We start from the raw sequence: 16,772 nt of genomic DNA, 5'->3' as shown, positions 1-16,772 counted from the left end.
AACAAAAAGATAATCAAATGTTGAACATTGGCGAAATTTCTACTGAAAACTCAGCGGAAATTCCTATCGTTTCAAAGCAAAAACTATTAGAAGCGGGTGTTTATTTTGGTCATAAATCATCGCAATGACACCCTAAAATGGCACAATTTTTACTAAAAAGAAAGCGTAATGAAACTCACATTATTGACGTTTTAAAGACTCAAAAAATGTTAGAAATTGCTTATAAATTAGTTGAAAAATTTGCCCAAAAAGGTGCTAAATTTATTTTTGTAGGTACAAAAAAACAAGCAAAAAAAGCCATTGAAGAACAAGCAATCCGTACAAATTCAATATACGTTTCTGGTCGTTGATTAGGCGGAACTTTGACAAACAGTCGTACAATTTTGTCGCGTCTCAAAGCAATGGAAGAACTTGAAAAACAAACAGCAGAAAATTTTGAAGGTTATACAAAAAAAGAAATACTTTCAAAACAAAAACAATTAGCTAAATTACAAAAAAATCTTAACGGAATTAAAGGGTTAAAAGACGTTCCACTTTTTTCATTAATAATGTTAGTTGCCGATCCTTTAAAAGATATAATCGCAGTTAAGGAAGCCCGTAAAAAAGGAATTAAAATTATCGGAATAACAGATTCAAATGTCGATCCATCTTTGGTTGATTTTGGAATTCCGGCTAATGATGACTCAACTAAGTCAATCACATTAATTTTTACTATTTTAGCTGATGCAATTTCATCAGCAAAAGGTGGTAAAAAACTTTTTGCATATCAGCCTGATGAGCAAATTATTTTGCCAGAAGATCCTGATAAAGAGCAAAAACAACTAAGATTTCGCCGTAATTCATTTGATAAATTCGAAAAGTTTGATAAATCTAAAAACAAACCAGGCGATAAAAAAGCACAAAACCCTAGCCAGTCTAGTGAATCTAAAATTGCATAATTAATAAAAAAGGAGTAAAAAATGTTAAAAATAGATAAATTAGCAAAAATTAAAGAATTAAGAGAAATTACGGATGCTCCTTTTGTTGATTGCAAAACAGCTCTTGAAAACTCTGATTATGAAATAAAAGCGGCTATTAAATGACTTCACGAAAATGGTAAGTCAAAAGCACTAAAAAAAGCTGACCGTATTGCTGCAGAAGGTTTAGTTTTAGCAACTAAATGTGAAAAACATGCTTTAATTTTTGAACTTAATTCTGAAACAGATTTTGTTGCTAAAAATCAAAATTTTGTCAAACTTCAAGGTGAAATTGCCAAATTACTTCTAGAAAATGACTTTGATAATTTAGAAACTGCTTTGACTATTAAAAACCCTGATTCCCGTACAATTGCAGAAATGTTAATCGAATCTACAGCAACAATGGGTGAAAAAATAACTTTGCGTCGTGTGCTGAAAACCAAAATTTTAGAAGGACAAAAAGTTGGACTCTATACACATTCTAACGGACAAATCGCTTCTGTTGTTGTTATAGATGGTGGAAATTGCACTGTTGCAAAAGATATTTCTATGCATGTTTCAGCTCTAAATCCAGAATTTAATTTTGAGTCCGATGTGACTCAAGAAAGACTTGCAGAAATCACTCAAAAAGTTGAAGATTCACTTGCCTTAGATAAGAATTTTGAAAAGAAACCTGAAGAAATCAAGCAAAAAATTAAACGTGGTAAGATTGAAAAAGAATTATCAGAATTCGTTCTTGAATTTCAACCTTTAGCAACGGATAGTGCCATTTCTGTTGGTAAGTATTTAGAACAAAATTCTGCTAAATTAGTCCAAGCTGTTCGCTTTGAAGTTGGAGAAGGCATCGAAAAACAAGCTGTGGATTTTTATACAGAAGTTAATTCACAAATAAAAGAAGCTAAATAATTATTAAACTTAAATCAAAAAATATAAAGAAAGGTATAAAATTTTTCCTGTTTTTTTAGGAAAAATTTTCTATTTTTAAAATGTTAGATTTTTTGACCAATAGAATTCAGTCATCTTTAAAAAAAATTCAAAAATCTGTAACCATTAATGAGCAAGATTTAGCAGAAATTATTCGTGAAATTCGTCTTGCTTTACTTGAGGCTGACGTTAATTTATTAGTTGTTAAAAATTTTATTGCTCAGGTTAAAAATCAAGTTTTAACAAACGGGCTGACTTCCAAACTTAATCCCCAGCAAGAATTTTTGAAAATATTACACCAAAATTTAGTTTCAGTTCTTGGAGTTAGTGCAAAGTCTATTAATTTTGCTAAAAAACCAACAACAACAATAATGCTAGTTGGTCTTCAAGGTTCAGGAAAAACTACAACTACTGCAAAACTTGCAGTTTATGCTCGTCAGAAAAATTTTTCAAAAAAAATTTTACTAGTAGCTTGTGATACTTACCGTCCTGCAGCGATTGATCAATTGAAACAATTAGGTAAACAAGTTTCAATTGATGTTTTTTATATTGAAAAAACTCCTGTTGAAATCGCAAAAGATGCCCTAATTTATAGCAAAAATAACAATTATGACCTTGTTATTTTTGATACAGCCGGTCGTCTTTCAATTAATTCTGAACTGATGACCGAGTTAGTTGAAATTAAAAAAGCTGTAAAACCTGATCAAATTCTTTTTGTTCTTGATGCCCTTTCTGGTCAAGATATAATAAATGTTGCCGAAACTTTTCATAAAGAAATTAATTTAACAGGGTCAATTATTACAAAATTAGACTCAAATGCACGTGCAGGGGCGGCTCTTTCAATTACACATTTGCTTAAAATTCCAATTTTATTTATTGGTTCAGGCGAAAAAATTTCTGCCTTAGAACTATTTCATCCAAACAGAATCGCTGATCGAATTTTAGGAATGGGCGATGTGATGTCACTTTTAGAACAAGCCGAAGAAAATATTGACAAACAAACCGTTAAAAAACTGTCTCACCGTATGTTTTCTGGTCAATTTAATTTAGATGACCTTCTAAATAGTCTTGCTCAAATTCAAAAAATTGGAAAATTTTCGAAAATAATAAAAATGATTCCTGGATTATCGGGCAAAATTAATGCAAGTCAGATTGATGATGTCGAGCAAAAAATGAAACTTTATAAAATTTTAATCTCATCAATGACACTTGAAGAGCGCAAAAAACCAAAACTTTTAAAAAATCCATCTCGCAGGAATCGAATTATTCGCGGTTCAGGTCGAACAGGTGCTGAATTTAACCGTTTAATTAGTGAGTTTGAATCAATGTCCAAAAAAATGTCTGAATTTTCATCAAAAAATATTAATTTTGATTCATTTTTTAAATAAAAAAGAAAATTAAAAGGATAAATTATGGCCAAATTTGAAAACTACCAATTTTTTATTAATTATCTAAAGAATTTAGGATTTATTTTTCCTAGTTCACAAATTTATGGAGGTTTAGCAAATTCTTATGATTATGGCCACCTTGGTGTTCTTTTAGCTAAAAATATTGAAAATTTTTGGGCTGATTTTTTTATAAATAAAGATCTTAATGCCTTTTTTATTGACACAAAAATTTTGCTTAACCCAAAAGTTTGACAGGCCTCAGGTCATCTTGAAAATTTCAGCGACTTACTAGTTGAAAATAAAATTAATAAAAAACGTTATCGTGTTGACCATTTGTTTGAAAATAATTTTCCAAATTTAATTTTTGAAAAATTAAATCAACAAGAAATTCAGCAATATTTGGCTAAAATTGAAAATTATGATGGATCAAAAACTGACTGATCTATTCCCAAAAATTTCAATCTTTTATTCCAAACCGAACAAGGTGTTGTTGAAAATGAAAAAACAACATTGTATTTGCGACCTGAAACAGCACAGGGAATTTTTATAAATTTTAAATCACTTTTAAGATTTACTAAAAACACCTTACCTCTTCGAATTGCCCAAGTAGGAAAATCGTTTCGAAACGAAATTTCACCTGGAAATTTCATTTTTCGAACCCGCGAATTTACTCAACTAGAACAGGAAATTTTTGTCAGACCTGAACAAGCAGATGAAATTTTTCACTCTGAAATAGAAAAAGTTCAACTTTTTCTATCAAAATTAGGTTTTTCGTCAGATTCAATCCGAATTAGCAATCATCAACCCGAAAAATTGGCTCATTATGCAAAAGCAACCACTGATTTTGAGTATTTTTTTAATTTTGGCTGAGGTGAACTAATTGGAATTTCTAACCGTGGAAATTTTGATCTTAAAAATCATATGGCTAAAAGTGGTGAAAATCTTGAATTTGTCGATTCTGCAACCGGTCAAAAAATTTTACCATACATAATTGAACCATCAATTGGCTTAGACAGACTTATGTTAGCGATTTTAGAGCAAAATTTTGTTCATGACATCGAAAAAGACCGTTATTTTCTTAAATTTCCTTTTATTTTAAGTCCATATAAAGTTGCGGTTTTACCGCTTTTAAAAAAATTTTCACCTCAAGCAGAAGAAATATGAAAAATGCTTGTTAGTCATGGAATTGCTGCAACTTTTGTAAATACAGGAACTATTGGCAAAAGATATTATTATCAAGATTCAATTGGAACTTTTTTTTGCATTACAGTCGATGAAGACGGAATTCAAAATCAAAGTGTAACAATCAGATTTCGCGATACTTGTGAACAAAAAAGAATAAAAATCACCGAAATTATCCAATTTATAGAGGAAAATTCTTCAAATGAATAAGCAGCAAATTTTAGCTCATATTTTAAAAAACACCGATATTTACGGGTTAATTTCACAAGCAATCCAGCTTTCGCCCAATGGAAGAAACACATTTGTTGGACTTTGTCCATTTCATGAGGACACAAATCCATCACTGTCAGTTTCAATTTCTAAGCAAATTTTTAAGTGTTTTTCTTGTCAAAAAGGCGGAAATATTGTTAGCTTTGTAATGCTTTGAAAAAATTTAAACTTTTTTCAAGCTGTCGAATATCTTAACAAGGAATACAATTTAAATCTTAAATTAGCAAATAATTTGGCCCCTGAAAAAGTTTATTCTCAAATTGAACTTCAAGCATTGCGTGCTTTTGAAAATTCGGTCTCACTTTATCTTTTAGAGCTACTTACAATTACATCAAGAGCCAAAAAAAGCCCTAAAAACCGACAAGAATTGGAAATTTACAACTTTATAAATTCGCGAGGGCTAAGTCGCGAAATTATTGAAAAATTTAAAATCGGCTTTGCGCCAAGTTCATTTTTAAAACCTCGACTTGTTGATTCAAAATTATTTAATGAGGAAACTTTAAAGGATTACTCACTTTTAAATCAACAAGGTTTTGATTTTTTTCAAAATCGAATTGTTTTCCCTATTGAAAATTTAGAAGGAAAAGTTGTTGGATTTTCAGGTCGTTGTTTGCCTAACGCTAAATGTGAACCAAAATATTTAAACTCGCCATCAAGTAAGTTATTTTCTAAATCTGAAATTTTCTATAATTATAAAAATGCAATCGCTGACAATCCCAAAGAAATTTTTATTACAGAAGGTTTTTTTGACGTTATTGCATTTTACAAGGTCAATATTAAAAATGTAATTGCCCTTATGGGCACTTCTTTGACTAAAAAACACTGTGAATTATTGAATAATTTTACAGTTGTCATTGCCCTTGACGGTGATCGGGCTGGTCTTGAGGCTACCTTAAAATCGGCACTCACACTTTCGCAAAACAAAATTAAAACTTACATTATATCAGGTTTTGACGGAAAAGATCCTGATGAATATTTAAATAATTTTGGGGCTGAGAGTTTTTTAGAAAAACTTTCAGACCGCAAAAATTGCTTTGATTTTGCCTACAGTTTTTACAAAAATCAAATCAAAGAAAATTCTAGCGATGAAATTACCGAATTTGTTAACAAATTTACGCCGTTTTTGCAAAGTTTGCATGCTCAAAATAGCCCATTACTAGGTGTTTTTTTGAAAAAAATTAAAGAGGACTTAGGTATTGAAAAAAGCGCTTTTCGCTGAATAAAACCAATTCAGTCACCACCCAAACCTCATCGGGAACTTGAAAAATATGGGGATTTTTTTGAAAATAAACAACTAAATAAAAGGAATAGCTATGAAAACCGGCCATATCAATTTGAATATATTGAGGCAAAATTATTTTTAATTGTTTTGAAGGATTTTCTTGAAGGTGATCAGCAAAAATTTTCTTATTTTAAAAGTTTAAATTTTAAATTTTTAAATTCACTTAATAATAAGTTTGTTGAAAAATTATATTCTAGCGATAGAAAAAATCCCGAAATTTACAAGCAAACTATACAAAAGATTGATGAAGTAACCACTTCATTAAATGAACACTTAAAAATACCAGAATATGACTTTAAAAATTATAATGTACATGAAAGAACATTAGACGACGTTGAAAACTATGTTAAAAATATTAATGAATCAAGAAGATGAATAAATAACGAAAATTTACGTCAGTTTTCAAAAAATAATAAAAATAATTTTGTAATTGATTTGTATAACGAGGAAATTTAAGGGGGCGGGAATAATGAAAATTGGAAATAAATTGGCAATACAAGAACCTAAAAATTCCCAAAAAACTTATAGTTTTTCTGGAAAATCTACAAAGTCAGCAACTAAAACCGCTGAAAAAAAGTTAAAAACTTCACGTAAAAAAACAAAGCAGCAAGTCCAAGTAAATTCTAATTTAAATTTGAATGTTGATTCTGACAGTTTGGACACTAAAAATTCAAAAAAAATTATTGTTAATGAAAAAAGAAAAAACTCATATGAACAAATTGAGAATTTTTTTAATGTTATTAAAACAACCAAGCATCAATCTGATTTTCTAAAAAGTATCGAGGCATTTCGAACTAAAACTTTAAATCAATTATCAAAAAACATTAACTCAACTAATAAAACTCTAAAAGCAAAAGCTAAAGTGGCTTCAACCACAAAATCTAAAACCGCAAAAAATGAGGATTTAGAATTAGAACAAGAAAAATTAGAAAAACCCAAAAAAAAGACAAAACAAACAAAAACAACAGCAAAAGAGCAAAAAACCTCCAAAAACAAAGAACTTTTTGAAGATAACCACAAGCTAGAAAATTCTGATAGTTTTTCAGAATCAGCTAATAGTCCCGAGTCACGTTATCAGTTTGTTATTGAAAAATTACAAAAACAATTAGAAGAAAAACAAAAACAAACTGGCAAAAAAAGTTCTAAAAAAACTGCTGAAAATGTATTTTTAAGTCATGAAGAAGTTTATAAATATATCGAAAAATTAAGTCTTTCAGTTTCAGAGGACGAATTAGACGAGTTTTTTCAAATTTTAATGCAGAAAAAAATAATCAGTGGTGAATTAGACAAAGAAGATCTCGAAGATGTCTCAAGTTCAGATTTTGCTGATCAAATTAGTCAAAAAAATTCTAAAAATAAAACAAAGAAAAATGTTGACAATCTAGATGATGATAAAGATTTGAGCCTAGACAGACTTGATGACCAAGAAGATTTTGATGACTTGTCTCAAGATGACAGTGGCGAAATTGAATTTGGCCACTCAGTTGATGAATCACTAAGAATTCAAGATATTGACGATCTTGATTATATCAATGATGAAAATTCAAGTCAATTTCGTAAACCTAAAGTTTACAGTGATGACGTTTACCGAAATAAACTCACCGACACAAATGACATGATCAAATGGTACATGCGTTGAATTGGGAAATACGGAAAATTATTAAGCCAAGAAGAAGAACAAGAACTTGCCCGTAAAATGCAAATTAAAGGTCGAATTGGTAAAAAAGCTCGTGATACACTAATAAAACGTAATTTACGACTGGTTGTAAACAGCGCAAAACGCTATAAAAACCGTGGTCTAAATTTTATCGACCTAATTTCTGAAGGTAATTTAGGAATTATCAAAGCCGTTTCAAAATACGACCACACTAAAGGATTTAAATTTTCAACTTATGCAACTTGATGAATTCGTCAGGCAATCACAAGAGCTGTGGCTGATCAGGCAAGACTAATTAGAATTCCAGTTCATATGGTCGAAACTATTAATAAAATTAATAAAGCTGAACGAGAATTACAGCAAGAAAAAGGGCTAAATCCAACAGCCGAAGAAATTGCTCAGCGTCTTGGACCTGAATTTACAGCTGAAAAAGTCCGTTATATTAAAAAAATAAATGTCGACCCGATTTCGCTAGATAAAGCAATTGGTAAAGAAGAAGATAGCTCTTTTTCTGATTTTATTAAGGATGAAAATATAATTTCGCCAGCTGAATATGCCGAGCGCGAGGAAAAAGCTAAAGTTTTACTTGAAATAATCGAGGCAACGCTTGACTATGATGAAAAAGATTTTATCAAACGCCGTTACGGAGTTGGCGTTGATGAAAATGGCGTTCCATATCAAGCTCATAGTTTTGAAGAATTAGCGGCCATGCGTCGTGTTACAAAGGAGCGAGTACGTCAAATAGAGGGTAAAATTCTTAAAAAATTAAGAACCCCTCAAAAAAGATGGTCACTACGTGATTTTAACTAAAAAAAGTATGAAAACAAAAGTAATTGGCGATTTTTTGCTTGAAAAATTTCCCTTAGAAAACTGTCAAGCCTGAGATAATTGCGGTTGAAATCTCTTTTTTGATTCTGAAATTTTCAAAGTTCTTATTTGCATTGATCTTACAAAAAGTGTTTTAGATTTTGCTATTAAAAATAATTATAATTTAATAATTTCACATCATCCTTTCTTTTTTTATCCTACAAAAAAGGAAGAATTTCAAAATTCGCCCTACAAGAAAAAAATTTCCAGCCTTCTAAAAAAACACTCAATTAGCGTGCTTGCGCTCCACACGAATTTTGACTCAACAAACAACCAAACCGCATTTTCAATTGCCAACCAGTGAGGTCTAGATGCAAGTACCGCTATAAAAATTGATGATTTTAACATTTTAATTGATAATAATTTAAGGGCTTCAGAAATTTTAAAAAGAATTTCACTAAAAAGCAATTTAGTGACTTTTCGAGCTAATTTTTCACAAGATTTTCTGCCAAAAAAAGTGGCAATTCTTCCAGGTTCAGGTGGAATTTTAGCATGTCTTTTAGCAAAAAAACAAAAAGCCAATCTTGTTATAACTTCCGATCTCAAATGATCAGATCAACTTACGATCAAGCATCATAAAATCAAAGTTTTAGAAATTCCCCACCTTATTGAGCAAGTTTTTACTGATAAAATTGCCCAAATATTACAAGAAAAATTTAAAAACATCGAAATTCACAGTTTTAAATTACCTGAAATTTTAAGCGAGGTTAAAATTAAATGATAAAAATTGGATCACATGTACCTTTTAAAAAACCAGATTACCTTTTTGGTGCAATCGATATTTCTCTAAAAAATAAAGCAAATACAGCAATGATTTTTTTAGGTCCACCCCAGTCAACAATGAGAACTCAGCCTGAAAATTATAAATTTGACGAGTATGTCGCTGAATTTTCCAAGCAAATTCCGCCTGTTGATATAGTTGTTCATGCTCCTTATATTTTAAATTTGGCTAATCCATTAAAAGCTAATTTTTCTATTGATTTTTTGGTAAAAGAGATTGAAAAAATGAACTTTATTGGCGCAAAATTCTTAGTTTTGCACCCAGGTTTTTTCACAACCTATACAAGATTAGAAGCAAAAAATCAGCTTGTAAAGTCACTTAAAGTTATACTTGAAAAAACAAAAAATGTCGAAATTTTACTTGAGACTATGGCCGGAAAAGGTACTGAAATGTGCTCAAGTTTTGAGGAAATAGTCGATATAATTCAAGACTTAAATTCAGAAAGAATTGGGGTTTGTCTTGATACTTGTCATGTCTGAGATGCTGGTTATGATCTCAAAAATTATGCTGAATTTCAACAAGAATTAATAAAAACTAAAATAATAAATCACATAAAAGTTATTCATCTAAATGATTCAGCAAATCCGCTTGGTTCAAAAAAAGATCGTCATGCTAATATTGACAAAGGTTTTATTGGTCTTGAAACTCTTCAAAAAATTGTTCATGACCCACTTTTTGATAATATTCCAATAATTTTAGAAACACCTTATGTTGATAATAAGCCAATTTATGATCAAGAAATCGCCCTTTTATTGAAAAAATAGCACTAATTTTGGAGAATTTTTCTATGTCTAACAAAAATAAAATTGATTTTCTTGATGAGCTAAAGGAAAGAGGAATTTTAAAAGATATCACTAATTCCGATAGATTTTCAAATCTTTCTTCTGAAAATGGAATTTATATCGGCTTTGATCCAACAGCGCCCTCGCTTCATTTAGGTAATTACATTTCAATAAATCTTTTACAACGCCTTCAAAATTTTGGGATTAAAGTTCTTGCCGTTGTCGGCGGGGCGACTGGAATGATTGGCGATCCGTCATTTAAACCTAATGAGCGAAAGTTACTTGACTTTGAAAGTGTTAAAAATAACACTGAAAAAATCAAAAACCAACTAAAATCGTTTAATTTACCTGTTTTTGATAATTTTGAAATTTACAAAGATATGAATATTTTAACCTTTTTGCGTGATATTGGTAAAAATATTAATATTGCTTATTTGTTGACAAAAGATTCTGTTTCTTCGCGTATTGAATCTGGACTTTCATATACAGAATTTTCTTATCAACTAATTCAAGGGTGAGATTTTACATTTTTAGCCCAAAATCACAACATAATTGCCCAATCAGGGGGGTCTGATCAATGAGGCAACATGGTGACTGGCCTTGATTTTATTAAAAAATCAAACCTAAAAAATAAGGACAAGACTTTTGTTTTTACAACAAATTTACTTACTGATGAAAATAATGAAAAATTTGGCAAAAGTCTTGGAAAACCGATTTGGCTTGATAAAAATATGTATTCACCTTTTAATTTATATCAATTTTTGTTGAATCAAAGCGATTCTCAGGCCGAAAAAATTATGCTCTGGCTGTCGTTTTTAGATCTAGATTCAATTAGGCAATTAATTTCTTTGCACAATCAAAATAAAAAAGACCGAATTTTACAAAAAGAATTGGCAAAAGAGGTTGTTTTTAATATTCACGGCCAAAAAGGACTTGAAATTGCAGAAAAAATAACCCAAATTTTATTTAATAAAATAAATTATTTTGAAATAACTTTCGATGATAAATTAGAACTAAAAAAAATTTTGCCCTATTTTAGTGCAAAATTTTTTGACCAAAATAGTCTAATTGAATCTGGTATTTTTAGCTCAAAACGTGAATTGAATGAATTTATTTCACATAAAGCTCTCGAAATTAACGGTATAAAAATTGAATTTTCTTCTGAAATTAATACTAGTCTAGCTGATCAAAACAACCTCTTTTTAATTAAAAAAGGCAAGAAACAATTCTTTATTTTCGAGCTAATTTAAATAAAATTACAAAAAATATTTTATAATATTATAATAAAACTTGATTTAATAAGGGAAATATGGAAGTTGATAATGTTCGTGAAGATCTAAAAAAATGACAAAATAAATTGCTTGATGTTTCTAAAAGAAATCGATTAATCAATTTTAATTTAAACATCCCAACGAAAACAAGGCCAATAAAACTCGGAATTTTATTGCCTAATTTTAATGATTTTCTTGATAATGTTGTAGAGGTTAAAGCAAAAATATTTTTTCGTTATCCCGAAAAAAATGCTAAAAAGCAGTCAACTTCAAAATCAAAGCCTAAAAATTTTACGCCACTAACACTAGAAGAAATTCAAGAACAATTAATAAGTACTAAAAACATCTCAAATTTGATAATATCAGACTTCCCCGTTGAGCAAGAGAATTTAATTATCAAAAATTTATACTCAAAATTCAAAAATTTTAAAGAAGAAAAAGCGATAAATATTCTTTATCTTGGTATTGGATTTTTGAAATGATTTGAAAAAGATGATGAAAAAACCCCTTATTATAGTCCTATTTTTTTATTTCCTGCCCAACTTAGTCGAATGTTAGAGCAAGGAAAAGAGAAATATTGACTTGAATTTCTTGATAATTCATCATTAAGCATAAATTTAACTCTTCTTAAAAAATTGCAAATTTTAAACTTAGACAGTCAATTATCTAAATTTAAAATTGATACATCAATCTCAATTAGGGAAAATTTTCTAAATTTTGAAAAATTATTTCAAAAAAATAACACTAATTCAAATTGAGAAATAATTCGCTCAATTCAATTGAGTCTTTTTGATTATAGTAAAATTGAAATTTACACTGATTTAGTTGAAAATGAAGAAAAAATAATTAACAATCCTTTTTATAATGAAATAATTGGCAATTCTACCCCAAAACCAAATAATTCTGTCGCCCCTATCGGTGAAAATAATCAAGATAATGTCGTCGGCTCTAGCTCTAATAATGATCTTTCCCCATCAGATTATTTCCATATTTTGCCAGCCGATTCATCTCAGGAAAAAGCAATTCAGGCCGCAATTCGTGGTGAAAATTTCATTCTTGATGGTCCTCCCGGAACTGGAAAGTCTCAAACAATCACTAATATAATTAATGAATTTTTAGCAAGAAATAAAACAGTTTTATTTGTTTCAGAAAAGTTAGCCGCACTTAATGTTGTTTATTCAAACCTTAAAAAAATTGGACTATCTGACTCAGTTATAGCAATTCACAACGAAAATATTAACAAAAAAGATGTAGTTGATAATCTTTTAGCCACGCTCGAAAAAGGGGCTAATTCAATATTACTGAATGCTTCAGAGTCTGCTTTAATTGAAAATAATTATATTGAATTGCGTCAAAAACTGAATAATTACGGTGAAAAACTTACTCAAATTCGTCCTCCGTTACAAAAAAGTGTGTATGACTTAATTGCTGAATATCAAAATTTGGTTGATATTCCAAATTTTGAATTTTCAATTCCAGAAGAAAAACTAAAAAAAATTGACTATTTTGCCCTTCAAAAAATTGAATGAGGACTTAGTGATTTATTTCAAAAAATAAAAACTATTAACTTTAATTTAAAAAAACACCCTTGATATGGTTTTAGTCAAAAAACTATTGATGAATTCAAAAAAGACAAATTTAGAACTTGAATTTTAACTTTGACAAATTTAAGTCATACTATTTTCAATAACATCAAAGAGTTTAATTTTTTCTTGATGCATCCAGATCAACATTTAAATAATATTCTTTATTTGTTTGATTTTTTAAAAATTTTAAATAATCTGGAAAAAATTGATTTACCTGAACTGGAAAAGTTACAAAATTTGTCCCAAGAAATTCAAAAATATTCACAAATTTTACAAATTCAGTCAGAAATTTCTACCTTAGAAAAAAAACTTTACGTTCATTTTAAGCAAATTCCTTTAGATGTTCCTATCAAAGAGTGTTGTCAAATTATTGAAGATCATCTTAATAAAAAACTTAAATTTTTAGACTTTAGATACAAAAAAATCAAACAAAAATTAACTCCGTATTTTAACAAAGATTTTTCTGACACAACTTTTCTTGAAAACTCATCAGAAATTATTACCTTAAAAAACAAAAAAATCTCGCTTGAAAAATGGCTTTCAACCCTTTTATTCAAAGCTGGTGAAACAAATCCTAGCCAAATCCAGGCAAATTTTTATCAATTAAAGTTTTATAAAAAGTTAAAAATCTTGAATGATTCAACAAAAGTAAAAGTTCAAGACAAGCAATTTGTTGATTTTTTTCTTGATTCAAAGTATACAAGAGAGCTTTTGAATAAAAAATTGTTTGAGCCTGTTAGTCAATTTGTTGATATTTGACGAGAATTTTCGCTTGAATTTGATTCAAAAGTGGTTAATTTTAACTTTTTAGAAAAGAAAAGATTCGAAAATAATCTTCAAACAAAGCTATATAAAATCGACAAAATTCATGAAATTGCCCAAATTAATGCCAATATTTCCCTTTTATCTGATTTTGGAATTGACGATTTTATAAATAAAGCAATTGAGGCAAACTTAGAAATTGATTTTTATAAAACTTTTGCAAAAAAATTTTACAAAATTTTAATAGATCAAATAGTTAGCGCCGAATTTAATAATTATGATTGACAAACACTAAGTTCAAATCAAAACAAATTTGAGCTTGCCCAAGAAAAATTAGATTTACTGTCGGCAAAAAGAGTTGATGCCATTCTTCTTGAAAAAATTCCCCAAATTGACTCAGTTTCTGAATATACTCCAGAAATTAGAATTTTAAGACAAGAAGCTAATAAATCTCGACGTTTAATGCCGTTTCACGAACTTTTTGTCAGAATTCCGAATTTATTAAGAAAATTAAAGCCTTGTTTGATGATGTCGCCACTCTCAGTAAGTTCCTACATTAAAAATAGTGATATGGAATTTGATCTTGTTATTTTTGATGAGGCTTCACAAGTAAAGCCTGAAAGCGCAATTGGGGCAATTGTCCGCGCAAAACAATATATAATTGCTGGTGACAAAGAACAAATGCCCCCAACAAATTTTTTTGACACAATTCCTGAAAGCGAGGATGAAGAATCTGATTTTACCGACTTCAATGTTTCAGATTATCTCTCAATTCTTGATGTCAGTCAAACATTTTTAAAATCTTACAGACTAACATGACATTATCGCTCAAAGTTTGAAGAATTGATTCAACCTTCTAACATTGAAATTTATAATAATGATTTAGTCACTTTTCCAACAAGTCAAAAACCTCATGATTTACAAGGTATTAAGCTTGTAAAAGTTGAAAATGCGCTTTATAAAGAGCGAAAAAATGAAAAAGAAGCAGATACTGTTATTGAAATACTAGACCAAATTCTTACAAAATATCAAAACAAATTTTCGATAGGAATTGTTACAACTAATTCAGTACAGCGAAATCTTATTCAATCAAAATTAGAAAAATTTAAAGCAAATAAGCCTTATTTTTCCCAGTTTTTTAGCGATGAATCATCTACCGAAATTTTTGTCAAAAATATTGAATCAGTTCAAGGCGACGAGCGCGATATAATCATTTTTTCATTAAATTTTGGTCCTAATGAGCAAAACAAAGTTTCACTTCATTTTGGAGCGATTAACCAAAAAAATGGTTACAGACGTCTAAATGTTGCCTTTACTCGGGCAAAATATTCAACAATAATGGTTACATCACTTGATCCTGAGCAAATTGATTTAGAAAAAGTCCGCACACGCGGGGCAAGTTTTCTTAAAAAATATCTAGAAATTGCTAAACATAATTTGTTTGTAGAAAATAAACCTGATAATACTTCAGATTCACAAGTAAGTTTTGAAGATTCTGTCTACAAAGAATTAACAAATATGGGTCTAAAAGTTGTAAAAAACGTTGGATATTCAGATTACAAAATCGATTTAGCAGTTTTAAATCCACAAAACGAAAATAGTTATTTACTAGGTATTCAATGTGATGGATCTGGTTATTTAAAGCATAAAAATGCCCGTGATCGTGAAATTTTGTGAAAAAATGTCCTAATGTCGCGAGGTTGAAATATCCTTAGAATTTGGTCGCTAGATTGATTCCAAAATAGAGGCAGTCAACTTAAAAAAATAAAAGAAATAATAAAAAAACTTAAATCTCAAGAAGAAAAACCGCTGGGTGTTGAAGAAAATCCTTCTGATTTACCGCCAAAAACAGCTGAACAATTTAGCGCTCCATTAGCTATTATTAAAAAAAGACAGCCAATTGATTTTAAATCCTTTTTTGAAAAAAGATTTTTATTTACGGATGAAAATTTGACTGACTTATGAAATCAAACTAAAACTGAATATTCTTTTTTTGAGGAAATTTTTAATAGAGTTAAAATTCTCAGCAAGCAAGAACACCAAAAAATTGTCCTTTGATTATCTGGAAATTCAAAAATTACCAACTCTATAAAAGCAAAAAGTGTGAAAATTGCACATAATTTTATAGAAAATAACATTATTTTCGAAAGTCCGTCGCATTATTTTTTAAAAAATGTGACAAAATACAATTTTTTCCTTGAACCAAAAAGACCAATAAGAGACATACATTATTTTGAAATTAAGGATTTGATTATAACAATAATTGAAAAAACTAAATCAATTTCAAAAGAGGATATATATTCATTAATTCTCGAAATAACAGATTTTTCATTCTTAAAGAAAAAGACTCGCGACTATTTAGACCAATGTTTTCAAAAATTACTTGATGATAAAATAATTTTTGAAAACAAAGGAGAAACTTTTTCCTTATCAATTACTTAATTTTTCCTTTTTTTCAAAAAAACTATTAAAATTCCAATTATCAAATGAAAAGCGTACGTTTTTAGTGCTTATCCCGAGTTTCCTAGTTTGATAAGATAATCCTAAAAAAGTGTCCTGGTTTAGTTTTGGACACTTTTTTAACTTTTTTGGCAAAAATTAATTACCTATTTTAAAACACTGGCAAAAATCATTTATGGGTAAAACAACAAAAATCATAAAAAAATACAACTACTATTTAAACTCAATGTAAATAGAAAACTCGTTTTTACTTACATTGAGCCTAAAAAAATATATGAAGTTTTGAAAGAACAATAATTAAAAGCCATAAATTTGTAGATTTCTAAACGGTTAAATTTAAGGCATTCCAAGGCATTCCAAGGCATTCCATTATATTTAAAAAAATAATGGAAAATTCGCATTTTCTGATTTTTTTATAGCAAAAAACATAACTGATTCCTCCCTAATTCAATATCAAAATTTATTAATTTATTCTTAGTTAGTGTTATTATAGCAGAATTTTTTCTTAGACCAAGCATCCTGAGTTTCCCAGTTTGAAGGCAAAAATTCACTTTTTAGTGAATACAAATATGAAAAAATAACGGTAAATCAGTATTTTTTTATC

At 29.1% G+C, this 16,772-nt stretch carries 10 protein-coding genes; all 10 read left to right on the top strand.

The window, feature by feature from the left end; genetic code table 4:
* Positions 1 to 17: 17 nt before the first annotated feature.
* Positions 18 to 938 carry a 30S ribosomal protein S2 gene (gene rpsB / locus U3G01_RS03340; protein ID WP_255030965.1) on the top strand — a complete coding sequence of 307 codons (921 nt, stop codon included), beginning with the start codon at positions 18 to 20 and terminating at the stop codon, positions 936 to 938.
* A 21-nt stretch (positions 939 to 959) separates the two neighbouring features.
* Positions 960 to 1,862 carry a translation elongation factor Ts gene (gene tsf / locus U3G01_RS03335; protein WP_069097796.1) on the top strand — a complete coding sequence of 301 codons (903 nt, stop codon included), beginning with the start codon at positions 960 to 962 and terminating at the stop codon, positions 1,860 to 1,862.
* A gap of 80 nt (positions 1,863 to 1,942) precedes the next feature.
* Positions 1,943 to 3,268, top strand: coding sequence for a signal recognition particle protein (gene ffh / locus U3G01_RS03330; protein ID WP_255030917.1), 1,326 nt, complete (start codon positions 1,943 to 1,945; stop codon positions 3,266 to 3,268).
* A 24-nt stretch (positions 3,269 to 3,292) separates the two neighbouring features.
* On the top strand, positions 3,293 to 4,660 hold the full coding sequence (locus U3G01_RS03325; RefSeq protein ID WP_255030916.1) for a glycine--tRNA ligase: 1,368 nt from the start codon (positions 3,293 to 3,295) through the stop codon (positions 4,658 to 4,660).
* A complete protein-coding gene (gene dnaG, locus U3G01_RS03320; RefSeq protein ID WP_255030915.1) occupies positions 4,653 to 6,458 on the top strand; it encodes a DNA primase in 1,806 nt (601 codons plus the stop codon). Before U3G01_RS03325 ends, dnaG begins: the two co-directional genes overlap by 8 nt.
* A gap of 637 nt (positions 6,459 to 7,095) precedes the next feature.
* Positions 7,096 to 8,469, top strand: coding sequence for an RNA polymerase sigma factor (locus U3G01_RS03315; protein ID WP_419776294.1), 1,374 nt, complete (start codon positions 7,096 to 7,098; stop codon positions 8,467 to 8,469).
* A 7-nt stretch (positions 8,470 to 8,476) separates the two neighbouring features.
* Entirely contained in the window at positions 8,477 to 9,250 is a 774-nt protein-coding gene (locus tag U3G01_RS03310) for a Nif3-like dinuclear metal center hexameric protein (protein WP_255030913.1), read from the top strand.
* Positions 9,244 to 10,071, top strand: coding sequence for a deoxyribonuclease IV (locus U3G01_RS03305; RefSeq protein ID WP_255030912.1), 828 nt, complete (start codon positions 9,244 to 9,246; stop codon positions 10,069 to 10,071). Before U3G01_RS03310 ends, U3G01_RS03305 begins: the two co-directional genes overlap by 7 nt.
* 23 nt (positions 10,072 to 10,094) lie before the next feature.
* Complete coding sequence (gene tyrS, locus U3G01_RS03300; RefSeq protein WP_255030911.1) at positions 10,095 to 11,339, top strand: tyrosine--tRNA ligase; 1,245 nt, start codon at positions 10,095 to 10,097, stop codon at positions 11,337 to 11,339.
* 59 nt (positions 11,340 to 11,398) lie between these two features.
* Positions 11,399 to 16,150: a DUF4011 domain-containing protein gene (locus U3G01_RS03295; protein WP_255030910.1), complete on the top strand. Its 4,752-nt coding sequence runs from the start codon at positions 11,399 to 11,401 to the stop codon at positions 16,148 to 16,150.
* Positions 16,151 to 16,772: the final 622 nt, after the last annotated feature.

The sequence above is a fragment of the Mesomycoplasma ovipneumoniae genome (assembly GCF_035918255.1).
GTDB classification, from domain to species: domain Bacteria; phylum Bacillota_I; class Bacilli_A; order Mycoplasmatales; family Metamycoplasmataceae; genus Mesomycoplasma; species Mesomycoplasma ovipneumoniae_A.
This window is presented reverse-complemented; position numbering and strand designations above follow the sequence as displayed.